The 22,710-nt window shown below is 57.7% G+C and carries 20 protein-coding genes and 1 other annotated feature; of the genes, 3 read left to right on the top strand and 17 right to left on the bottom strand.

All coding sequences use genetic code 11. The features are described from left to right. Nucleotides 1-58: 58 nt before the first annotated feature. Nucleotides 59-1,381: a 6-phospho-alpha-glucosidase gene (locus tag AC0TN7_RS06005; RefSeq protein WP_208763374.1), complete on the bottom strand. Its 1,323-nt coding sequence runs from the start codon at nucleotides 1,379-1,381 to the stop codon at nucleotides 59-61. Then, nucleotides 1,378-3,000, bottom strand: coding sequence for an alpha-glucoside-specific PTS transporter subunit IIBC (locus AC0TN7_RS06010; RefSeq protein WP_024907386.1), 1,623 nt, complete (start codon nucleotides 2,998-3,000; stop codon nucleotides 1,378-1,380). Before AC0TN7_RS06010 ends, AC0TN7_RS06005 begins: the two co-directional genes overlap by 4 nt. 221 nt (nucleotides 3,001-3,221) lie before the next feature. Between AC0TN7_RS06010 and AC0TN7_RS06015 the strand changes: the two genes are divergently transcribed. Further along, nucleotides 3,222-3,968 (top strand): GntR family transcriptional regulator, encoded by a 747-nt coding sequence (locus tag AC0TN7_RS06015; RefSeq protein ID WP_023618235.1) that lies wholly within the window; start codon nucleotides 3,222-3,224, stop codon nucleotides 3,966-3,968. Here AC0TN7_RS06015 and AC0TN7_RS06020 read toward each other — a convergent pair. The 3 genes from AC0TN7_RS06020 to ibpA form a co-directional block, all read right to left on the bottom strand. Next, nucleotides 3,936-5,597 (bottom strand): putative transporter, encoded by a 1,662-nt coding sequence (locus AC0TN7_RS06020; RefSeq protein ID WP_229226569.1) that lies wholly within the window; start codon nucleotides 5,595-5,597, stop codon nucleotides 3,936-3,938. The genes AC0TN7_RS06015 and AC0TN7_RS06020 overlap by 33 nt on opposite strands. A 165-nt stretch (nucleotides 5,598-5,762) precedes the next feature. After that, nucleotides 5,763-6,191 carry a small heat shock chaperone IbpB gene (ibpB, locus tag AC0TN7_RS06025; RefSeq protein ID WP_024907389.1) on the bottom strand — a complete coding sequence of 143 codons (429 nt, stop codon included), beginning with the start codon at nucleotides 6,189-6,191 and terminating at the stop codon, nucleotides 5,763-5,765. Between the two features lie 136 nt (nucleotides 6,192-6,327). Beyond that, nucleotides 6,328-6,738: a small heat shock chaperone IbpA gene (gene ibpA / locus AC0TN7_RS06030; protein WP_008500162.1), complete on the bottom strand. Its 411-nt coding sequence runs from the start codon at nucleotides 6,736-6,738 to the stop codon at nucleotides 6,328-6,330. Next, nucleotides 6,732-6,803 (bottom strand) — a sequence feature (ROSE (Repression Of Heat Shock gene Expression) occurs in the 5'-region of heat shock genes and acts as an RNA thermometer to modulate expression.). It overlaps the preceding gene by 7 nt. A 249-nt stretch (nucleotides 6,804-7,052) precedes the next feature. Here ibpA and AC0TN7_RS06035 point away from each other — a divergent pair. Continuing rightward, nucleotides 7,053-7,385: a YceK/YidQ family lipoprotein gene (locus tag AC0TN7_RS06035; protein ID WP_024907391.1), complete on the top strand. Its 333-nt coding sequence runs from the start codon at nucleotides 7,053-7,055 to the stop codon at nucleotides 7,383-7,385. Here AC0TN7_RS06035 and AC0TN7_RS06040 read toward each other — a convergent pair. The 8 genes from AC0TN7_RS06040 to AC0TN7_RS06075 all read right to left on the bottom strand — a co-directional run bounded on the left by AC0TN7_RS06040 (nucleotide 7,382) and on the right by AC0TN7_RS06075 (nucleotide 15,563). Next, nucleotides 7,382-8,611 carry a YidR family protein gene (locus AC0TN7_RS06040; RefSeq protein ID WP_267217682.1) on the bottom strand — a complete coding sequence of 410 codons (1,230 nt, stop codon included), beginning with the start codon at nucleotides 8,609-8,611 and terminating at the stop codon, nucleotides 7,382-7,384. The genes AC0TN7_RS06035 and AC0TN7_RS06040 overlap by 4 nt on opposite strands. A 51-nt stretch (nucleotides 8,612-8,662) precedes the next feature. Continuing rightward, on the bottom strand, nucleotides 8,663-10,000 hold the full coding sequence (locus AC0TN7_RS06045) for an MFS transporter (protein WP_148769892.1): 1,338 nt from the start codon (nucleotides 9,998-10,000) through the stop codon (nucleotides 8,663-8,665). A gap of 73 nt (nucleotides 10,001-10,073) precedes the next feature. After that, nucleotides 10,074-11,222: a galactonate dehydratase gene (dgoD, locus tag AC0TN7_RS06050; protein ID WP_119936457.1), complete on the bottom strand. Its 1,149-nt coding sequence runs from the start codon at nucleotides 11,220-11,222 to the stop codon at nucleotides 10,074-10,076. Next, entirely contained in the window at nucleotides 11,219-11,836 is a 618-nt protein-coding gene (locus tag AC0TN7_RS06055) for a 2-dehydro-3-deoxy-6-phosphogalactonate aldolase (protein ID WP_042714333.1), read from the bottom strand. Before AC0TN7_RS06055 ends, dgoD begins: the two co-directional genes overlap by 4 nt. Then, complete coding sequence (locus tag AC0TN7_RS06060; protein WP_473701925.1) at nucleotides 11,820-12,698, bottom strand: 2-dehydro-3-deoxygalactonokinase; 879 nt, start codon at nucleotides 12,696-12,698, stop codon at nucleotides 11,820-11,822. The genes AC0TN7_RS06055 and AC0TN7_RS06060 overlap by 17 nt, the downstream gene beginning before the upstream one ends. Further along, a complete protein-coding gene (gene dgoR, locus AC0TN7_RS06065; RefSeq protein ID WP_003861109.1) occupies nucleotides 12,695-13,384 on the bottom strand; it encodes a D-galactonate utilization transcriptional regulator DgoR in 690 nt (229 codons plus the stop codon). The genes AC0TN7_RS06060 and dgoR overlap by 4 nt, the downstream gene beginning before the upstream one ends. A gap of 226 nt (nucleotides 13,385-13,610) precedes the next feature. Beyond that, nucleotides 13,611-14,423 carry a sugar-phosphatase gene (gene yidA / locus AC0TN7_RS06070; RefSeq protein ID WP_473701926.1) on the bottom strand — a complete coding sequence of 271 codons (813 nt, stop codon included), beginning with the start codon at nucleotides 14,421-14,423 and terminating at the stop codon, nucleotides 13,611-13,613. Between the two features lie 114 nt (nucleotides 14,424-14,537). Next, entirely contained in the window at nucleotides 14,538-15,563 is a 1,026-nt protein-coding gene (locus tag AC0TN7_RS06075; RefSeq protein WP_157188396.1) for a zinc-dependent alcohol dehydrogenase family protein, read from the bottom strand. Nucleotides 15,564-15,673: 110 nt separating this feature from the next. Here AC0TN7_RS06075 and AC0TN7_RS06080 point away from each other — a divergent pair, with 110 nt between their 5' ends. Further along, a complete protein-coding gene (locus AC0TN7_RS06080; RefSeq protein WP_473701927.1) occupies nucleotides 15,674-16,609 on the top strand; it encodes a LysR family transcriptional regulator in 936 nt (311 codons plus the stop codon). Nucleotides 16,610-16,643: 34 nt separating this feature from the next. Here AC0TN7_RS06080 and gyrB read toward each other — a convergent pair whose 3' ends face one another. The 4 genes from gyrB to dnaA are packed head-to-tail and all read right to left on the bottom strand — an operon-like array spanning nucleotide 16,644 to nucleotide 22,656. Further along, nucleotides 16,644-19,055 carry a DNA topoisomerase (ATP-hydrolyzing) subunit B gene (gyrB, locus tag AC0TN7_RS06085; protein WP_024907871.1) on the bottom strand — a complete coding sequence of 804 codons (2,412 nt, stop codon included), beginning with the start codon at nucleotides 19,053-19,055 and terminating at the stop codon, nucleotides 16,644-16,646. A gap of 28 nt (nucleotides 19,056-19,083) precedes the next feature. Next, on the bottom strand, nucleotides 19,084-20,157 hold the full coding sequence (gene recF, locus AC0TN7_RS06090) for a DNA replication/repair protein RecF (RefSeq protein WP_032648574.1): 1,074 nt from the start codon (nucleotides 20,155-20,157) through the stop codon (nucleotides 19,084-19,086). Beyond that, the gene (dnaN, locus tag AC0TN7_RS06095) at nucleotides 20,157-21,257 is read right to left on the bottom strand and encodes a DNA polymerase III subunit beta (RefSeq protein WP_008500170.1); all 1,101 of its coding nucleotides are present in this window, start codon (nucleotides 21,255-21,257) and stop codon (nucleotides 20,157-20,159) included. The genes recF and dnaN overlap by 1 nt, the downstream gene beginning before the upstream one ends. Nucleotides 21,258-21,261: 4 nt before the next feature. Beyond that, nucleotides 21,262-22,656, bottom strand: coding sequence for a chromosomal replication initiator protein DnaA (gene dnaA / locus AC0TN7_RS06100; protein ID WP_010426558.1), 1,395 nt, complete (start codon nucleotides 22,654-22,656; stop codon nucleotides 21,262-21,264). Between the last annotated feature and the right edge of the window lie 54 nt (nucleotides 22,657-22,710).

The following is a 22,710-nucleotide window of genomic DNA, read 5'->3' on the forward strand; positions in this document are numbered from 1 at the left end:
CATAGCGTAAATCGACAAGGACAAGGAGACCGGCATCGGGCGATGCCGGTCAGGACGATCAGTGCAGCTCTGGCCAGTAATCCTTATTGGCCTCGATCAGGTCATCCAGAATCGCCTTCGCGACGGACGCGCTCGGCACGGTTTTCGACAGGGTGATCGCCTGCCAGAGTTTCTGGTACGAGCGCTGCTCCCAGGCATCCACCACCAGTTTTTCCACCGCCACCTGCTGGCTCATCAGCCCTTTCTGGAAGTGCGGAATATCGCCCACCGTGAGCGGCTCCGGCCCGTTATGGCCCACCAGGCACGGGATCTCCACCATCGCGTCGGCATCGAAGTTATGGATGGCCCCGTTGTTGGGCACAATCAGCAGCATCCGCTCCTGGGTGTTGAAGGCGATTGCCGTCGCCAGATCGACGATGTACGACGCATGTTCGTCGATTTCCAATTCACCGGCAGAGGATTTTCCCGCCTCGATAATCGCCCGGCAGGAACTGAACACGTGCTTCTCACGGTGATCCATGACCTCATTGGCGCGGGTGCGTTCCGGGTTGGAATGCGCGACCACGTAGTCCGGGAACAGGTAATACTTCAGGTAGGTGTTCGGCATGGTGTCCGGATCCAGCGCCTGCACGTCTTTTGCTTTAGCGAACGTATCGTTCCAGCTCGCTTCGGTATGAGCGTCGTCAGAAGGCGGGACATAGCCATTTTTCGCCACGTATTCACGCAGTTTCGGCATCAAATCGTTGCCGTTCAGATCTTCAATCGACGTCCACCAGCCGAAGTGGTTCAGGCCGTAGTAGCGCACGCGCATCTCTTTGCGGTCCTTCAGGCCGACAATCTGCGCCATGCGCCCTTCAATGCCGATCGGCATATCGCAGATGTTGAGGATTTTGGCGTTCGGACGCAGGCGGCGCGTGGCTTCCGCGACAATCGCCGCCGGGTTGGAGTAGTTCAGCATCCACGCGTTCGGAGAGTACTGCTCCATATAATCCACCAGCTCCAGCACGCCGCCGATAGAGCGCATGCCGTAGGAAATCCCGCCCGGGCCGCAGGTTTCCTGACCCAGCACGCCGTGGCGCAGCGGGATTTTTTCATCTTTTTCGCGCATCGGGTATTTACCCACGCGGATATGTGCCATCACGAAATCGACATCGCTAAAGGCCGCTTTCGGGTCGGTGGTGTAGCTGAACTCAATCTCCGGAGCCTGTTCCTTAAGGATAATTTTGCACGCTTCGGCGATGGTCTCCTGACGCGCGCCGTCGTTGTCATAGAACTTCAGGGCGCGCAGCGGGAAACGGTCACGGTTGGCTAACAGCATCAGGACGATACCAGGCGTAAAGGTGCTGCCGCCGCCTGCAATGACAACTGAGAATTTTTTCATGATATAGCCTCTGTCAGGGTGGTTTGTTCATTCGTTAAGGGGGTTTTCATCAGCGATTCCAGCTGGTCGCGCACCTGAGGAACGTGCAGGCCGACAATCACCTGAATGCCGTTGCCGCGTCGCACCACGCCGTGGGCGCCGAGGGCTTTGAAGACGTCATCGCTTTGCGTTTTCGCCATATCGACCAGGGCGATGCGCAGGCGGGTGGCGCAGTTGTTGATGCTTTCGATGTTGGCCGCACCGCCCAGCGCCTGCAGGAATCCGGCGGCCTGCCCGACCTGCTGGCTGGCCGCAGCCGGAGCTGTGGTTTGCCCACGCGCCGCCTTATAGTCGGCCTTGCTGTAGAGCTTGATTTCGCTCTCCTCCCGGCCCGGCGTTTTCAGGTTCAGACGTGCAATCAGCGTTTTGAAGACCACGAAGTAAATTCCGGTGAAGCAGACGCCAATGCCGATCTGGGTGAAGACCGTCGCGGCGTGGTTATGGAACATCGGGATCCAGTTTTGCGGCAGGAACTGATCCAGCAGGCCGCCGCCCATGTTCCCGACCACGCCAAAGGTGTACATCACCGTCGCCATGGTCGCCGCCAGCACGGCGTGAACGGCAAACAGCAGCGGCGAGATAAACAGGAAGGTGAATTCGAGCGGTTCAGTAATGCCCACCAGCACGGCGGTGAGCGTTGCCGGGACCAGCAGCCCCGCGACCTTGACGCGGTTTTCCGGCGACGCGGTGTACCAGATCGCCAGCGCAATCCCGACCGAACCAAACACTTTTGAGTTACCGTGCAGAGCGAAGCCGCCTTCCGGGAAGAGAGTTTTCAGCGGCAGGGTGCTCTGACTGAATTCCTGCAGGTGCTGCGCCCAGTAGACCTGAATCCCTCCCTCAACCGCCGCCGGGCCGAAGATGAACGGACCGTAGACGAAGTGGTGCAATCCGGTTGGGATCAGAATACGTTCCAGGAAGGTATACACCCACACGCCCAGCGCCCCGGCAGAGCGCAGGAACGCCTGCAGGGACTCAATGCCCATCTGCACTTTCGGCCAGCCCAGCAGCGTCAGCCAGGCGCAGGGGATCATGACGAAGAACGCGAGGATAACGACAAACGAGCTGCCCTGGAAAATCCCCAGAAACACCGGCAGCGGCTTGTCAAAATAGCGGTTGTGGATGGCGGTGACGATGCCTGAAATCACGATGGCGCCGATGATGCTGGTATCGAGCGTTTTGATGCCGGCAATCATCGCCAGCCCGCTACCGGCCGTCGGTTCGGCGGAGAAGTCGACGCCAAAGAAGTGGCCCCAGGTCATCCCCATCGCGTTGATGAAGTAGTTCCAGGTCAGGAAGCTAATCAGCACCGCCAGGCAGGCGCGGCCCTGGGCCTGCTTCGCCAGGCCAATCGGCAGGCCGACGGCAAAAATCAGCGGCATATTGCGGAACACCGCCCAGCCGCCCTCTTCAATGATGTGAACAATCTGCGCGAAAAGATGATCGGGGGCCGTTAAGGCTTCGCCGACAAACAACGGGTTGCGAAGCATGATGGCGATTCCCACCACGATCCCGGCGAACGGAAACAGCAACACCGGGGTAAACATGGCACCGCCAAAACGTTGTATTTGACTGAGCATTTTTAAATCCTCATGAAACAACCTGTAGGGGTAGAGGCCTTTATGGTTTTTTGCTGGCCTGAGGTGAGCATAAGAACTTACTGATGCGCGTACATGGCGTGCCGCTGCGATTCGTGATCGCATTCATGGTTTTATTTTGACCAATCAGGTCTACTTTTTGCGGTAAATATAGACATATCAGGACGCCATCCACGCCCTGATAAGGGCAGAGAGGTCTACCAGTGATCTACAAATCCATTGCTGACAGGTTGCGGCTGCGGCTGAATTCGTCGGACTACAACATCGGCAGCCCGCTGCCCGGCGAAAAAGCGCTGGCGCAGGAGTTCGGCGTGGCGCGAATGACCATCCGCAAGGCGCTGGATCTGCTGGTGAGCTGGGGGCTGGTTGAGCGGCGTCACGGCAGCGGCACGTTTGTGTCGCGTAAAGACGTTCACCACGAAACCACCAACCTGACCGGGCTGGTGGAGGTGCTGCGCCAGCAGGGAAAAGAGGTGCAGAGCAAGGTGCTGCAGTTCGAAGTGATGCCCGCCCCACCCGCCATCGCCAGCCAGCTGCGGATTCAGGTGGATGAGCGGATCTACTTTTCCCGACGGGTGCGCTACGTGGACGGAAAGCCGCTGATGCTGGAGGACAGTTTTATGCCGGTGAAGCTGTTCCGCAATCTGTCGCTGGCGCATCTTGAAGGGTCAAAGTTTGATTACATCGAGAAGGAGTGCGGGATCACCATCAGCGGCAACTACGAGAGCCTGACGCCGGTGCTGGCCGATAAGCAGCTGGCGGGTTATATGAACCTGCCGGAACAGACGCCGCTGCTGCGTATCACCTCCCTTTCCTACAGCGACAGCGGCGAGTTCCTCAATTATTCCGTGATGTTCCGCAATACCAGTGATTACCAGGTGGACTACCATCTGCGGCGCATCCACCCGGACGACCTGCTAGCCCATCCCCCAGAACAGCACCGCCAGTAGCTGCGGGGTAATGATGCGCAGGAACATCACCAGCGGGTAGACGGTGGCATAGGAGAGCGCTGCCGCGCCGCTGGTGCTGTGCAGGTTGTTGGCAAAGGCCAGCGCGGGCGGATCGGTCATGGAGCCCGCCAGCATGCCGCACAGCGTCAGGTAGTTCATTTTGGCGAACATCCGCGCCAGTATGCCCACCGTCAGCAACGGAATCGCCGTGATAAAGATGCCGTAGCCGACCCAGCTCATCCCTTCGCCCTTGATCAGGGTGTCGACGAAATCCCCGCCGGACTTCAGCCCGACCACCGCCAGGAACAGCACGATGCCCAGCTCGCGCAGCGCCAGGTTGGCGCTCGGCGGCATAAACCAGTAGAGCTTACCGATGCAGCCGATACGCCCGAGGATCAGCGCCATAATCAGCGGCCCGCCCGCCAGGCCCAGCTTGAGCGCCACCGGGAAGCCCGGCACGTACAGCGGGATGGAGCCAAGGAGTACGCCAAGCCCGATACCGATGAACACCGGCAGCATCTGCACCTGCTGCAGTTTCTGCTGCGCGTTACCCACCATATCCGCCACGGCGTCGATGGATGACGGGCGCCCGACCAGGTTGAGGATATCCCCGAACTGCAGGCTGGCCTCGGGGCTGGCGACCAGCTCGACACCCGCACGGTTGAGGCGGGAGATCACCACGTCGTAGCGTTCTTTTACCTGAAGATCGCGTATTTTCTTACCAAGAACGTGCTCGTTAGTCACCACAACGCGTTCCACGCGCATATCGGTGCCGCGGGTTGAGAGCGAAGTATCCACTTCCTGACCAATCACCAGCCGCGCGTTGTTTAAATCGCCGGGCTGGCCGACCAGGTGCAGCAGATCGCCCTGCTGAATGATGGTGCCAGGCGCGGGCACCATCAGCATATCGTCGCGCTTAAGGCGGGAGCAGATGATATTGGCGCTGTTCAGGATCGGTACGTCCTGAATCGCCATATTGTTCAGGTTGGGGTTATCGACCCGAATATTGATGGTTTTGATCGGCATATGGCCGTTGGTGAGCGTGGTTTCGTGGTCTTTCGCCTCTTTATCGACGTTAATGCGAAACAGGACGCGGACCAGCCACATGGAGAGCAGAATGCCGCAAATGCCAAACGGATAGGCCATGGCGTAGCTCATCCCCATCTGATCGACGATGCCGGGTTCGATGCCCAAATCGCGCAGGATTTGCTGTCCGGCACCGAGCGCGGGCGTGTTGGTGACCGCCCCGGAGAAAATGCCCAGCACCACGGGCAGCGGGATAGCAAAGATTTTATGCAGTATGGCGGTGACCAGCCCGCCCATCACCACAATGCCGAGGGCAAAAAGGTTGAGCCGTAATCCGGAGACCCGAAGTGAAGCGAAAAAGCCCGGCCCCACCTGAATCCCGATGGTATAGACGAAGAGGATCAGGCCGAACTCCTGAGTAAAGTGGAGCATCTCGGCGCTCAGCACCAGCCCGAGCTGGTCGGCAAAGTGGCCGACAAAAATGCCGCCAAACAGCACCCCGCCTATCCCAAACCCGACGCCGCGGATTTTGATATTCCCTATCCACAGGCCAACAACAGCGACCAGGGCCAACACGCTGACGGTTAACGCGATATCACTCATGATCCACTTCCTTGGCATAACCTTAGTTATGCTAAGGATTCTCTCAGAGCCGCGGGCGGTTGTATGGGCGATGGCGCACAAAAAAGCCCTGCCGGGGCAGGGCTTTATCTTTTCACCCTCTCCCTGTGGGAGAGGGCCGGGGTGAGGGCACCAGCCCGCACACTGTTAGCTGTTTAACGCCGGCCGGTCGCTAATGGCGATACGCTGCGGCGGGATGGTTTCCGGCACGTTGCGGGTCAGGTCAATATGCAGCAGCCCGTTGGTAAACGTGGCGCCGGACACCTCCATATGGTCTGCCAGGGTAAAGCTCAGGCTAAACGGCTGATTAACCAGCCCCTGATGCAACCATTTGGTCTCGGTCTCTTGTTTCTCCGGCGTACCTTTCACGGTCAGGCGCGTGCCTTCGAGCTGGATATCCAGATCCTCCTGACGGAAGCCGGCCAGCGCCAGGGTAATACGATAGTGGTTATCGTCGCTTTTTTCGATGTTGTACGGCGGGAACGTCTGTTGCTCAGCGGTGTTTTGCAGGGCATTAGCCAGTTTGTCAAAACCAATCCACTGACGAAGTAAGGGGGATAAATCGTAGTTACGCATACTAAATCTCCTTCTGAGAAGCGAGTTCGGCACAGTTTAATTTTGTGCGCAGTTGTTCCTGCAAATCCTGATGGATTCGCATATGCTCCCGTTACGGCAAGCAATTCTGGGTGGGCCGCTCGCGCGACCCGCATAATTAGTTAATTTCGATACGACGCGGTTTTTTCTCTTCCGGAATCACACGTTCCAGTTCGATAAACAGCAGGCCGTTGACCAGGTTCGCGCCTTTAACGTGAATGTTCTCGGCTAACTGGAACTTGCGTTCAAAGTTGCGCTCGGCGATGCCCTGGTAAAGGTAAGTACGCTCTTTCTGCTCGGCCGTATGGGAACCTTTCACCACCAGCAGGTTGTCCTGCGCGGTGATCTCCAGTTCGTTTTCTGCAAAACCGGCGACGGCAATGGCAATGCGGTAGTGGTTTTCGTCAACCAGCTCAACATTGTATGGAGGGTAGCCGTTGCTCTGGCTTTGGTTATTTTCTAAATGGTTAAACAGGCGGTCAAAACCAATTGCAGAACGGTATAGCGGAGAAAGATCGAAGTTACGCATAAATAAAACTCCTGAAATCAGCGAGAAAATGTAGCCTTCCACCATGGACAGGCCTTTGCGCCCCCCGAACACCCATCAGGCGAGTTCGTTATCGGGTCGTATTCTTAAAATGGGTCTGCAACCGGGCTTTTCAAGCGCGACGACTGCACTTTTTTTTGCACTTTCCTGCATCTCGCTTAGACTGGGACAACAGCACAAAGGGTTAAATTGCGATGGCTGCCACAGTGCGGGGTTATCGGGCTATCCATTTTGGTTAAGGCTCGTTATAACCCTGAGTTGCAGGTCTATGCAGTGCCATTAACGATGACTGAGTGATGATGAAAAATGTTCTGATAAAGCTGACGACGTTCAGCGGGGTAGTTTTACTTTGCGGGTGTTCGAGCGTAATGTCTCACACCGGTGGTAAAGAAGGAACATATCCGGGGACGCGCGCCAGCGCGGCGATGATCTCCGATGACGATACAAACTGGGGCACCAAATCCCTGGTTATCCTGGATATGCCGTTTACGGCTGTGGCGGATACGCTTTTGCTGCCGTGGGATATGTTTCGTAAGGACAACTCCGTGCGCTCACGGGTAGAAAAAAGCGAGCAGGAGAATCTGGCGACAAACGCCGTTATCCCGCCCGCAGAGATGCCTCCACGCTAGTTCTGCGCGGTTTCCGTTAACCAAAGTTGACGGAACCCCCCTGTCTCTTCCATCCACGCAATAAAGCGCCCGTCCGGGGAAAACACGACGGCATCAGCAGACGGCGGATTGCCGTGATCGGACGTCAAAAACGTCACCTCTCCGGTCTGCGCGTCACAGCAGGCGATCCGGTTTTCGAACACAAATCCCAGTCGGTCACCCGCCGGATGCCAGTTAAACGCAGACTGAATATCGCTCCCGTTACACGTCAGTTGCCGAGGCTCACCGCCCTCAGGCGAGATCAGCCACAGCTGCACAATGCCGTTATCGTCGCGCATCAGAAACGCGATCTGCGTCCCCTGCGGGTTGCTGCGAACCCAGTGACGCGGCACGTTCACCAGGCCCGGATAGGCCCTCTGATGCGTAAAGGTCAGACGACGCTGCATCACCCCGGCAGGCGGAGCTGGCAGGGTCTCTGCCGTGCCCTGCAGCGGCGCATCGCCCGCACGCTTCCAGCCCTGCTCGTCTTCCGGCAGGTCGACGATAAACAGTTCCGGGACTTTTTCGCCCTGCGCAGAGAGGGTATCGCCGATAAACGCCAGCCTGGTGTTGCCCACCCAGCCCTCTTCATAGGCGCGGTTAATCTCGTCGCTGCCCGGCTGCGGGTTGGGCGTCGTGTGGCTAACCAGCACGCTCCAGAAGGTTCCCGGATACTCACGGGGATGGTTCCCCTGCGGGTTCACCGGGCCGTAAGGCGCAGCCACGCCGACGTTGCGTAAATCGAGCTTCGGATCGCGCTCGTGCAGCACGTGGTCGTTATAGGTGAAGCTGACGAGCTGCCCGTTCGGGCTGAAGACGTGCACATGGCTGCCGCCGCGCAGCGCCCCAGGGGTGTACGGCGAAGTGATATCCATCGCGTCCAGGTTGCTCACCTGACCGCTTTGCGCGATCACCCCCTGACGATGATGAAAATCGTAGTGCCAGTCTGCATCCGGGTTTCTCGGGCCGTGGATAAAGACGTATTTCTCCTGCGCGGGATGAACGGTCACCACGCCAACGTGCGCGCCATCGGTGGCGCGATAAACCACGTCGACCTCGCCCGTACCGACGTTGACCCGCTCGATGGTTTCACCGGTGAACGATGCACCGGACGGGCGCACGTCATAGACCAGCCACTGGCTGTCCGGCGTCCAGGTATTGATGTTGGTCAGCTGGTGGTTGCGGGAAGCGAAGGTGATTTGTTTCATGAGGATACCCTGATGCACGGTGAGTGCATCAGGGTAAAACATCCGCAGGGATTAGCCTACTCGTTTCACATCACCCACCAGCATGATGTAGGAGAGCGCACCGATCAGCGCCACGGCGGAGATGTACACCAGCGCCGGGCCGAAGCCGTAGTCCTGCGCCAGGTAGCCGATGACCAGCGGTACGGTGATCCCGCCCAGCCCGCCGACAAAGTTGAACACGCCGCCGGTCAGGCCAATCAGCCGCATCGGCGCAAGAGACGACACCAGCGACCAGGTGATAGAGGCGAAACCGTTACCGAAGAACGCCACCGCCATCAGGGCCATAATCCACACCGGATCGTTGGTGTAGTTGGCCCCCATGATGCAGGTGGAGATCAGCAGCCCGCAGATAATCGGCGTTTTACGCGCCACGCCCAGCGAGTAGCCTTTTTTCACAAGCTTATCGGCCAGCCACCCGGAGAGCAGTACGCCGAAAAAAGCCGCGAGGAACGGCACGGTAGTCATAAAGCCCGCCTTCAGCGCCGTGATGCCCTTTTCCTGGGTCAGATAGTTCGGGAACCAGGTCAGGAAGAACCACAGCGTGGAGGTCACCGCGAACTGGCCCAGATAAACGCCCACCAGCTTACGGTGGAAGACCAGCTTCCAGTCCGCTTTGGTCAGCGGCTGGCGCGCTTCTTTTTTCACCGGCGCATCACCGTCCACCAGGCCACCGCCGTCGCGGATGTAGTCCAGCTCGGCTTTGGTGATGCTTTTGGTCAGCCGCGGCGGCTGGTAGACCTTGAACCAGATCAGCGACCAGATAATGCCAATCCCCCCTGTGACGATGAACACCCAGTGCCAGCTCAGCAGCTCCTGGATCCAGATCAGCAGCGGCGTCAGGAACGCCAGGCCAACGAACTGCCCGGAGGTGTAAAAGCCGACGGCAGACGCACGCTCGTGTTCCGGGAACCAACTGGTCACCATGCGGTTGTTGGTGGGAAACGCGGGCGCTTCGAAAACCCCGGTGATGGCGCGCAGGCCAATCAGCGACATCAGCCCGGTCGCGAAGCCCTGGAAAAGTGTCGCCACGGACCAGCCGAAAATGGCGATAAAGTAGGTCAAACGTGAACCCACGCGGTCAAGGAACCAGCCGCCCGGGATCTGGCAGAGCGTATACAGCCAGGCAAACGCCGAGAAGACGTAACCCATTTCCGCTTTGGTGATGCCAAACTCTTCCTGAATATGGGCCGATGCCACGGCAAGGTTGGCGCGGTCGACATAGCAAATGACCACGGTAATAAAGATCATAATCAGCGTCAGGTAGCGGCGACGCCCGGTTTTTGTAGCGGTAACTGGAATATCCATCGCAATCTGTCTCCAGATTTTGGGCATAGCGAAGCCGCTCACCATGCCCTGTAATTTACAGAGGGTTATATTTTTGTATTAACGATTTTTGCCCGGTGGCGAAGCGCCAGCCGGAGAGTTACCACTCGGCTACGGAACCGTCTTCATGACGCCACAGTGGATTACGCCAGTCCGGCGCATGTTTACTCAGCTCAATGACTTTGGCTTCATCAATCTCAACGCCAAGGCCCGGCTTCGTTAACGGTTTAAAGAAACCGCCTTCCATGCTGAAGTCTTCTTTATTTTTCACAAAATCGAGCAGTTCCGCGCCCTTGTTATAGTGAATCCCCATGCTCTGCTCCTGGAACACCGCGTTGCGGGAGACAAAGTCGACGTGCAGACAGGCCGCCAGCGCAATCGGTCCAAGCGGACAGTGCGGCGCCAGCGCCACATCGTAGGCTTCGGCCATCCCGGCAATTTTGTAGCATTCGGTGATGCCGCCCGCGTGAGAGAGGTCCGGCTGCAGGATGGCAATGCCGCCCGCTTCCAGCACGCGTTTAAACTCGAAGCGCGAGAACATGCGTTCACCCGCCGCGATGGGAATGTGCGTCTGTTCAGCCAGTTTCGGATAGTACTCGGCCTGTTCGGCCAGTACCGGCTCTTCGATAAACAGCGGACGATACGGCTCCAGCTCTTTGATCAGCACTTTGGCCATCGGCGCGCTAACGCGGCCATGGAAGTCCAGGCCAAATTCGATCTCGTTGCCGAAGGCTTCACGGATTTGCGCGACAGTATTCACCGCGCGATCCACCGCGCGCGAGTTGTCGATAATGCCCATCTCTTCGCAGCCGTTGAGCTTGAAGGTATCAAAGCCAATGTTGCGCAGCTGCGTGATGCCGTCGATCACTTCCGCAGGACGGTCACCGCCGACCCAGCTGTAGGCTTTAATTTTGTCGCGCACCAGGCCGCCCATCAGCTGCCAGACCGGCGCGTTCAGCACTTTGCCTTTGATATCCCACAGCGCCTGGTCGATACCGGCGATGGCGCTCATCAGAATCGGTCCCCCGCGGTAGAAGCCCGCGCGGTACATCACCTGCCACAGGTCGTTGATGCGTGCCGGATCCTGACCAATCAGGTATTCACCCAGCTCGTGCACCGCCGCTTCTACGGTGCGCGCGCGCCCTTCAATCACCGGTTCGCCCCAGCCCACAACGCCTTCATCGGTTTCGATTTTCAGGAACATCCAGCGAGGGGGTAAACGGTACGTGGTGAGTTTGGTTATTTTCATTTCACTGCCTCTCGATACGCTTTCACAAATGCTGCCGCCTGCTGTGCGGTACGTTCCACGGACTGCCCGGCGCGATAGAGATCGCTGCCCAGCCCCGCGCCCACACAGCCCGCGCTCATCCACTGGCCCAGGTTTTCTGGCGTTACGCCGCCCACGGCAAAGACCGGCACGCTGGCAGGCAATACCGCTTTCAGCGCTTTGATGTAGTCCGGTCCAAAAGCCGATGACGGGAATATTTTGAGCGACTGTGCGCCCGCATCCAGAGCAGTAAAGGCTTCCGTGGCGGTGGCGCATCCCGGGCAGACGGTCATGCCGTAACCCACCGCGCGGCGGATCACCTCAGGCTGAATGTTGGGCGTGACGATAAGCTTGCAGCCCATTTTCGCCAGTTCATCCACCTGCTCCGGGTGCAGCACGGTGCCTGCGCCAATCAGCGCCTTCTCACCGAACGCCTCCACCACGGCCGGAATGCTTTTTTCCCACTCCGGCGAGTTGAGCGGGATTTCTACCGCGTCGAATCCGGCGTCGATAACCGCACCGACGTGGGCTAATGCCTCATCGGGCGTGATGCCGCGCAAAATTGCGATAAGGGGAAGATCAGTTTGCCACTGCATGAGCGATGCTCCTTATTCCTGCCTGAAATGCCGTGTCGCCGGATACCGTTGCAACATCACGCCCAACGGCGCGAAACGCCTGCTCGTAGCGCGACGTCAGCGATGCGCCGGCGACAATGGTGATGGCCTGCTCGTGCGCGATGAAATCACGCATGCTGGCGACCTCTGCGCCAATCAGCAGGCCGGAGAGAAACTCGCTGACCTGCTCGCGCGGGAGATTTCCCAGCACGTGCGAGGCGCGAACCTCAAAAAGCTGCGGCAAAACGGCAGGGGAAGCGATCCCACGTTCAAGCCCGGCAGCAAACGCCTCTGACGAGGCTTGCTGCTCCGGCAAACCGGCTCCCACCAGCGAGTGGTTGAGCAGCAAATGGTGCAGCTCGCCGGTCATCACGGTGCGAAAATCGTGGATTTGCTCAGCATCAGCCTGGACCCACTTGCAGTGCGTTCCGGGCATGACGTAGACAGAAGAAGGAGAAAGCGTGCGCGCGCCAAGCAGCTGCGTCTCTTCGCCGCGCATCACGTTGTGGTTATCGCCGCGAGAGACGCACAAACCGGGAATTATCCAGATATTGTCGCCAACGGACGTTAACTGCTCGCCAATCGCGGAGAAATGGGCAGGAACAGGCAGGTATGGCGCAACTTTCCAGCCAACGTTGCTGCCGACCATTCCCGCCATGACCACCGGCGTGGCGCTGTCGCGCCAGTTTTGTGTGACCTCTGCTAACACCGCCTCGGGGGATTTACCGTTCAGGCGCGTCACGCCTGCTTCTGATTGCCTGCTCTCCAGGCACTGTTCGCCCTGGTACAGCCAGGCGCGCAGATTGGTCGATCCCCAGTCAATTGCGATGTAGCGAGATGTCATGTGATTTCCTTCAGCCTTCGTGTCGAGCTGGCAATCATGGTAAGCGCCGCCTGCTCTGCCGCATCGCCGTCCTGATGCCGTATCGCATCGAACAGCGCTTTATGTTCCTGGAGCGTTTTCGGCATGTTGGCCTCATCGCCCATCCAGGTACGTTCAAATACTGCTCGCTGTAGCGAGCTGATCGCCACGCTAAGCTGCTGTAATACCGGGTTATGCACCGACTGCAGCACCGCTTCGTGGTAGCGAATATCCGCCTCGTTAAACGCCTCCCGGTTCTGGTTATTGGCGATCATGTCGTTTAAAGCCGACTCAATCTGCGCCAAATCGCCAGAGGTTGCGCGCTCCGCCGCCCAGCGGGCGATGGCCGGTTCAACCAGGTTTCGGACTTCGCTCATCGCGCCGATAAGCCGCGGGTCGTAATCGTTTTCCAGCACCCACTGCAGTACGTCGGTATCGAGGTAGTTCCACTGGTTGCGCGGGGCAACAAACGCGCCGCGATAGCGCTTCATTTCAATCAGCCGCTTCGCCATCAGCGAGCGGAAGACTTCCCGGATGATGTTGCGCGAGGTTTCAAACTCCTCACACAGTTCGGCCTCTGCAGGCAGCGGCGAACCGGGAACGTATTTGCCACCCACAATCTGGGTGCCCAGCGTAATGACGATGCGATCGGTTTTATTGAGAGTCATGGAGAGTCCTTGTGCTCTGTATGTCCATCACTACTTTACCGCGACCGCTGAATTTCACCTCACTTTTGCAGTACAAACGTGAGGGCGTTCGACTTTGCTGCGGTGACAATGTAGTACAATTAATAATTGTTGTACTACAATCAAGATCACAAAAAGAACAATTCGATAAATTCAGCGCAAAAAAAAGCCCCGGTTGATAACCGAGGCCGATGATTAGAAATAAGCGTTACCGCAGCACAAACTTCTCGATCGCGTAGGCAACGCCGTCTTCGAGGTGGGATTTGGTCACGAAGTTGGCCACTTCTTTCACCGACGGAATGGCGTTATCCATCGCCACGCCCATGCCCGCGAATTCAATCATCGCGATGTCGTTTTCCTGGTCGCCCAGCGCCATGATCTCTTCCTGTTTAATCCCCAGCGCATCAGCGAGCGATTTCACGCCGGTGCCTTTATTGACGCGTTTATCAAGGATTTCGAGGAAGTACGGCGCACTTTTCAGCACGGTGTATTTCTCTTTCACCTCGGCCGGAATGCGTGCAATCGCTTTATCCAGGATCTCCGGCTCGTCGATCATCATCACTTTCAGGAACTGGGTGGCAGGGTCCATTTTCTCCGCTTCACAGAACACCAGCGGAATGGTCGCAACGTAGGATTCATGCACCGTGTAGTAGCTTATATCACGGTTGGCGGTGTAAAGCGTATTGCGATCGAGGGCGTGGAAGTGGGACCCCACTTCCCGGGACAGTTTTTCCAGGAACAGATAGTCATCGTAGCTCAGCGCGGTTTGCGCAACCGTACTGCCATCCGCGGCTTTCTGCACCAGCGCACCGTTATAGGTGATGCAGTAGTCGCCAGGCTGATTCATGTGCAGCTCTTTCAGGTAGCTGTGCACGCCCGCATACGGACGCCCCGTGGTCAGGACCACATTCACGCCCTTTGCGCGTGCCGCAGCGATCGCGTTCTTAACGGCTGGAGAGATAGTGTGGTCTGGCAGCAACAGCGTGCCGTCCATATCGATTGCAATAAGTTTGATAGCCATGAGTTCCCCGGGATAAATGAGTGCTGCCTCATGCTAACGCGATTAAGCACACAAAAATAGAGCTACATTGCGCAACAAAAGCCCCCTTTTACGCTTATTCCGGGGAACAAAGACCTACTCGCGGGTGAGAACGATTTTACCGAACGCGCCGCGATCGAGATGTTCAAACGCCTGTTCAAGCTCGTTAAAACGGTAGCGATGCTCAATCACGGGTTTCAGTCCGGTGACGTCAACAGCGCGGACGAAATCTTCCAGCGCCCGGCGGTGTCCCACGCCGATCCCCTGAATGACGGGGGATTTCAGCAACAGCTCGCCAGCAGAGAGGGTAATCTCCGTCCCGGCCAGCACGCCAATAACGGAGATACGTCCGTGAACGGCAACGGCGCGCAGGGAGTGCTTCAGGTTCTCGCCCCCCACGGTTTCAATAATATGGTCGATGCCGCGATCCTGCGTGAGCGCCAGCGTATTTTCAGCCCAGTCGCCTTTCAGGCGGTTGATGCCCTGGCTGGCCCCCAGTTTTTTGGCCAGCGCCAGCTTTTCATCGCTCCCGGACGTGACAAATACCTCTGCACCGTGCGCTTTTGCAATTTGCAGGGCGAAAATCGCCACCCCGCCCGTGCCCTGCACCAGCACCGATTGCCCGGCGCGCAGCTGTCCGCGTTCCACCAGCGCAAACCAGGCGGTAAGCCCTGCGCAGGGTAAGGTACTGGCCTCGGCGTCATCCAGGGTCTCCGGGGAGGCCACCAGCGCGTCTTCCTTCACAATCACATACTCGGCCAGCATCCCCTGGAAGTATCCACCGGACGTTTTATAGGGCAAATTGCGCGCGTCCGCCTGCGGTTTACCGTCGATCCATTCCGGGAAGAAGGTTGAGATAACGCGAGCGCCGGGCTGGAAGCGCGTGACGCCTTCACCCACGCTGTCTACGACGCCCGCCATGTCAGACGCCGGGGTAAACGGGAAGGAAAGTGGGATTGGCATTGTGCCTTCAACAACCATTTTATCGCGATAGTTGAGCGCAACGGCTTTCACCCGTACGCGCACTTCACCCGGGCCGGGCTGTGGAACGGGTGCCTGAGTCAGCTTGAGGTTCTCGCGCCCGAGGGCGTCCATGGACCAGCGTTGCATTGTCTCTGTCATTTTATTTCTCCTGCCATCAGATGAGCTTTAGTCCTGACAGTCTACCGTTGACTAAAGGTCACCAGTGGCGATAAGTTTTCTCTTTATTGACGCCATAATCGATACAATCCATGACCGATACGCTGAAGGATATTCCTGTTTTTGTGGCCGCCGTTGAGGCGGGAAGTTTCGCTCAGGCCGCAATTCGCCTGCATTTGTCACGCTCGGCGGTAGGGAAAAGCATCGCTCGCCTTGAAGAGCGGCTGGGGGTACGTCTTTTTCACCGCACCACCCGTAGCCAGAGGCTGACCGATAACGGCGCTCTTTTTTATGAACGCTGCCTGCGCGCGCTGGAGGAGATTCGGGGCGCGGAATCGCTGCTTGAAACAGGGAAACAGCAGGTCAGTGGCCGCCTGCGCGTTGCCATGCCGGTGCTGTTTGGTCGCCAGTGTGTCGCCCCGCTGCTGATAGCGCTGGCGCAGGAACACCCCGGGCTTGAACTGGAAATGTCATTCAGCGACCGGGTGGTGGATCTCGTCGAGGAAGGGTTTGATATGGCGGTGCGTAACGGCACGCTTCAGGACAGCAGCGTGCTGGTCGCCAGAAGGCTGGGAGAACACCGCATGGTGCTATGCGCCGCGCCGGATTATCTGCAGAAGAAAGGCCAACCGCAAAGCGTGGCTGATTTACCCCAGCATACGGCTATTAACTATCTGCGCGCAGGCAGAGTATTGCCCTGGCAGCTGATGGATAGCGAAGGAACGTCGCGCACCTTTACCCCCCGATCGTCGCTCAACATGGATGATTTGCAGGCGATCTGCGACGCTGCGCTGGCCGGACACGGCATTGCATGGCTGCCCTGCTGGATGGTCGTTAAAGATATTCACCAGGGTAAACTCGTCCCGCTCCTGAAGCAGGCACCGGACGTGCATTTCGACGTTCATGCGGTGTGGCAGCAGACGCCGCACCTGCCGCTGAGGGTAAGAATGGCGATAGATACGCTGGCGAGCCGTTTACCGTCCGCAATGTCGCTGGATATGCCTGCGCCCATAAAAAAGCCGCGCTAAAAGCGCGGCCAGTTATCGTGCGGTTTCAAACCGATTAAATATCGATATTTGCCGCTTTCAGGGCGTTCTCTTCGATGAACGCACGACGTGGTTCAACCGCATCACCCATCAGGGTCGTGAACAGCTGGTCTGCAGCAATCGCGTCTTTAACGGTAACGCGCAGCATGCGGCGGCTTTCCGGATCCATGGTGGTTTCCCACAGCTGCTCCGGGTTCATTTCGCCCAGACCTTTATAGCGCTGGATCGCGAGGCCACGACGGGACTCTTTCACCAGCCAGTCCAGCGCCTGCTCGAAGCTGGCTACCGGCTGACGACGTTCGCCACGTTCGATGAACGCATCGTCTTCGATCAGGTCGCGCAGCGTCTCGCCGAGCGTGCAGATACGACGGTATTCCGGACCGGTGACAAACTCGTGCTCCAGCGGGTAGTCGGTATCAACGCCGTGGGTGCGCACGCGAATAATAGGCTCGAACTGCTTATCGGCGTTCTGCTGAACATCGCATTTCCACTGGCTGCCGTGCTGCTCTTTCTCGTTCAGATCGGTCACCAGAGCGTTCACCCAGCGGGTCACGGTCTGCTCGTCGCTCAGATCGGCTTCGGTCAGGGTTGGCTGATAAACCAGCTCCTTCAGCAGCGTTTTCGGATAACGGCGTTCCATACGCGTGATCATTTTCTGCGTGGCGTTGAACTCGGACACCAGACGCTCCAGCGGCTCACCGGCCAGTGCAGGGGCGTGCGAGTTCGCGTGCAGGGTCGCGCCATCAAGCGCGATCGCGATTTGGTACTGATCCATCGCTTCGTCATCTTTGATGTACTGTTCCTGCTTGCCTTTCTTCACTTTGTACAGCGGCGGCTGGGCAATGTAGACGTGGCCACGTTCAACGATTTCAGGCATCTGACGATAGAAGAAGGTCAACAGCAGCGTACGAATGTGCGAGCCGTCGACGTCCGCATCGGTCATGATGATGATGCTGTGGTAGCGCAGTTTGTCCGGGTTGTACTCGTCACGGCCAATGCCGCAGCCCAGCGCAGTGATGAGCGTCGCCACTTCCTGAGAAGAGAGCATCTTGTCGAAACGGGCTTTCTCAACGTTGAGGATTTTACCCTTCAGCGGCAGGATAGCCTGGTTCTTACGGTTACGGCCCTGCTTCGCAGAGCCGCCCGCGGAGTCCCCTTCCACGAGGTACAGTTCGGACAGCGCCGGGTCGCGTTCCTGGCAGTCAGCCAGCTTGCCCGGCAGGCCGGCTAAGTCCAGCGCGCCTTTACGACGGGTCATTTCACGGGCTTTACGCGCCGCTTCACGGGCACGCGCCGCATCGATAATTTTGCCCACCACGATTTTCGCGTCGGACGGGTTTTCCAGCAGGTATTCGCTCAGCAGTTCGTTCATCTGCTGCTCAACCGCCGATTTCACCTCAGAAGAGACCAGCTTGTCTTTGGTCTGTGAGGAGAACTTCGGATCCGGTACCTTCACGGAGACAACGGCAATCAGGCCTTCACGGGCATCGTCACCGGTGGCGCTGACTTTCGCTTTCTTGCTGTAGCCTTCTTTGTCCATGTAGGCGTTCAGGGTACGGGTCATCGCCGCACGGAAGCCCGCAAGGTGAGTACCACCGTCACGCTGTGGAATGTTGTTGGTGAAGCAGTAGATGTTTTCCTGGAAACCGTCGTTCCACTGCAGCGCCACTTCCACGCCGATACCGTCTTTTTCGGTGGAGAAGTAGAAGATATTCGGGTGAATTGGCGTTTTGTTCTTGTTCAGATACTCAACAAACGCCTTGATACCGCCTTCGTAGTGGAAGTGGTCTTCTTTGTTGTCACGCTTGTCGCGCAGGCGAATCGAGACGCCGGAGTTCAGGAACGACAGTTCACGCAGGCGTTTCGCCAGGATGTCGTACTCGAACTCGGTGACGTTGGTGAAGGTTTCGAGGCTCGGCCAGAAACGCACCATGGTACCGGTTTTGTCGGTGTCGCCCGTGACGGCCAGCGGTGCCTGCGGCACGCCGTGCGTATAGAGCTGACGGTGGATTTTGCCTTCGCGCTGGATAACCAGCTCCAGCTTCTGCGACAGGGCGTTTACTACCGAAACACCTACGCCGTGCAGGCCGCCGGAAACTTTATAGGAGTTATCGTCGAACTTACCGCCTGCGTGCAGGACGGTCATGATCACTTCCGCCGCAGAGACGCCCTCTTCCGGGTGAATACCGGTTGGGATGCCACGACCGTCATCGGTGACGGAGACGGAGTTGTCCGCATGGATGGTGACCACGATGTCTTTACAGTGACCCGCGAGCGCTTCGTCGATAGCGTTATCTACCACCTCGAATACCATGTGGTGCAGACCGGTGCCGTCATCCGTGTCGCCGATATACATACCCGGGCGCTTACGCACCGCATCCAGCCCTTTCAGGACTTTGATACTGGAGGAGTCATAAGAATTCGACATCAACGTTTCTCGCTCATTTCAACTTGGGTTAATCCGTTATTTTACCCTTTTCCACGGTAAACATCTTCGAATTTTCGTCCGACATGTCTATAACGTGTTCAGCGCTAATGGCGCTGACGAAAACCTGCGACTGCGTGGCTTTTAAGCGGCTGGCAAGCAGCCCGCGCCGCGCGTCGTCAAGTTCCGAGGCAAAATCATCTATCAGGTACAGGCAGCGCCGCCCGCTCTCGCGGGTGAGAAACTCCCCCTGTGCCAGACGTAGCGCACACATCAGGAGCTTGAGCTGCCCGCGCGACAGCGTGTCTTCCACCGGCGCGCCGTCGGCACGAATGCGGAAATCCGCCTTGTGCGGGCCGTGCGCGGTGTAGGTCAACATGCGGTCGCGCTCGAAGTTTCTCTCTAACACCTCGGCATAATCCGTCTCTTTCTCCCAGCCGCGCTGGAAGGAGAAGGTGAGAGAGAATTCGGGTAAAAACTGTTTGCAGGTGTCGGCCATGTCTTCGGCGATACCTGCGCTGTATTCGGCACGCCAGCGGCTGATCTGTTCCGCAAGAGGAATTAACTCCATGTCCCACGGACGCAGCTGGGCGTAGCGCGTCACCTGGCGCAGCGCGGCGTTACGCTGCTTGAGCAGACGCTTCAGGTTGCTCCAGGCGTTAAAAAATCCGGCTTCGTTGTGAAAGCACCCCCAGTCGAGGAACGCTCTTCTGTATTTGGGGCCGCCGTTGAGTAAAGTAAACCCCTCCGGCGTTATCAGCTGCATTGGCATCAGCAGCGCCAGCTCCGCCACCTTGTGGCCGTCGGTACCGTCGATGCGCACCTTACTGTCGCCCTGCTTGTCTTTGGTCAGGCCGATGGCGGTCTCCCGCTCCGCCCCCTGCAAACGCCCGTGCAGAACAAAAGATTCCTGTTCGTGGCGGATGACGCGACCAATCTGCAAACTGCGAAACGCCCGGCCGTGGCCGAGCGTATAGATGGCCTCAAGCACGCTGGTTTTGCCGCTGCCGTTCGCGCCAACCAGGAAGTTAAAGCCAGGGGATAAAGCGAGATCCGCGCTTTCGATATTGCGAAAGTCGCGGATCAACAGACGGGTGAGCGACATTACAGTCTCATTGGCATGACAACATAGGCAGCCGACTGTGATGCGGCATCTTCAATCTGTACGCTCGAAACGGAGTCGGTCAGCAGGATGCGCACGTTCTCGCATTTCAGCGCGTTCAGCACATCCAGCACGTAGCTGACGTTGAAGCCGATTTCCATCTCAGCCCCGGCGTAGGTGACGTCCAGAATCTCTTCTGCCTCTTCCTGCTCCGGGTTGTTAGCGGTGATTTTGATCTGGTTTTCACTCACGTACAGGCGCACGCCGCGGAATTTCTCGTTTGAGAGGATCGCGGCACGGGCAAAGGCCTGCTTGAGGCTGTCGCAGCCTGCTTCCAGCGTTTTGTCCGGGTTCTTCGGCAATACGCGGCGATAATCCGGGAAACGACCGTCAACCAGCTTCGATGTGAAGACAAAATCGCCCACGTGGGCGCGGATGTTATTGCTGCCAATCTGCACGCGCAGCGGCGTGTCGCCACCGTCGAGCATACGCATCAGCTCAATCACCCCTTTACGCGGCACGATCACCGAATGGTTTGGCAGTGAGTCGCCAATCGGCATAGAACAGACCGCCAGACGGTGGCCGTCGGTGGCCACGGTACGCAGCTCTTCACCTTCGGTTTCGAACAGCATGCCGTTTAAGTAGTAACGAACGTCCTGATGCGCCATGGAGAACTGCGTGGCTTCAATCAGACGCTTCATCGTCGCCTGTGGCAGGGTGAATTCAACTTCGCTCTGCCAGTCGTCCAGGTTCGGGAAGTCCGCAGCAGGCAGCGTGGAGAGCGAGAAACGGCTGCGGCCAGAACGCACCAGCATACGGTCGCCTTCCAGCTGCACGGCAATTTCAGCGCCTTCCGGCAGCCCGCGGCAGATGTCAAAGAATTTACGTGCCGGAACCGTGGTCGCGCCCGCGTCGTGCGGCTGCGTCAGCGTAACGCGCGCGATCATTTCCATTTCCAGATCTGTACCGGTCAGCGACAGCGTACCGTCCGCGACCTGAAGCAGCAGGTTTCCGAGAATAGGCAGCGTTGGGCGGCCACCTAATGGGCCACTCACCTGTTGCAGCGGTTTTAATAAATGTTCACGTTCAACGGTAAATTTCATAGCGTCACGATGATAATGTTCTGATTAGATTGGAAAAATCTTCTTTTATGTCGTGGCTTTCTTCGCGTAACTGCTCAATCTTGCGACAAGCGTGCAGCACGGTCGTATGGTCACGGCCACCAAACGCATCCCCGATTTCCGGCAGACTGTGGTTGGTTAACTCCTTTGCCAGCGCCATCGCCATCTGACGCGGACGCGCCACCGAGCGGGAACGACGTTTAGACAGTAAATCTGCCACTTTGATCTTGTAGTACTCAGCCACTGTCTTTTGAATATTGTCGATAGTGACCAGTTTTTCCTGCAATGCCAGCAAATCGCGCAGCGCTTCACGCACAAAATCGATGGTGATCGCACGACCGGTGAAGTTGGCATTGGCGATAACGCGGTTCAGTGCCCCCTCCAGCTCACGCACGTTGGAGCGCAGACGCTTGGCAATGAAGAACGCCACTTCGCCCGGCAGGCGAATGTCGTTTTCATCGGCTTTCTTCATCAGGATCGCGACGCGGGTTTCCAGCTCCGGTGGCTCGATCGCCACGGTCAGGCCCCAGCCGAAGCGGGATTTCAGACGATCTTCAACGCCGTTGATCTCTTTTGGATAGCGATCCGAGGTCAAAATGATCTGCTGATTACCTTCCAGCAGGGCATTGAAGGTGTGGAAAAATTCTTCCTGCGATCGTTCTTTATTGGCAAAGAACTGAATGTCATCGATCAGCAGCGCGTCAACGGAACGATAGTAGCGTTTAAACTCTTCGATCGCATTGTTTTGCAGGGCTTTTACCATGTCCTGAACGAAGCGCTCGGAGTGCATATACACCACTTTGGCATTGGGCTTGCGCGCCATAATGCCGTTGCCCACCGCATGCAGCAGGTGCGTTTTACCCAGACCCGTGCCGCCATACAGGAACAGCGGGTTGTAGGCTCCACCGGGGTTATCAGCAACCTGGCGAGCCGCCGCGCGCGCCAGTTGGTTCGACTTACCTTCAACGAAGTTATCGAACGTGTGTTTCACGTTAACGTTAGAGCGGTAGGTTGGCTCAGCCGGTGCGGGAACATTATCCCAGCCCTGACGAGCGGGGGCGACGCGAGGGGCCGGAGCAGGAGCGGCCTGAGCAGGCGCTGCGACGTTCACGGTTTCACGAACGGTTTGGGTGACCGGCTTTGTACCCACTTCAAAGCGCAGCTGTGGGGCATCTGACCCGCAGAAATCGTTCAGCAGTCCATTGATGTTATTAAGGTACTTGTCCCTTACCCAATCGAGCACAAAACGGTTTGGCGCATACAAAGCCAGCGTGTTATCGCTCAGTTCCGCCTGCAACGGGCGGATCCACATACTGAATTCTGTGGCTGGTAACTCATCCTGCAATCGGGCAAGACACTGCTGCCAAAGCGAAAGTGACACGGCGGACTCCACTCGAACAATAAAAGAAAACTATTGAATATTCATGATTGTTGG

This window comes from Enterobacter sp. PL_is511 (genome assembly GCF_055816065.1).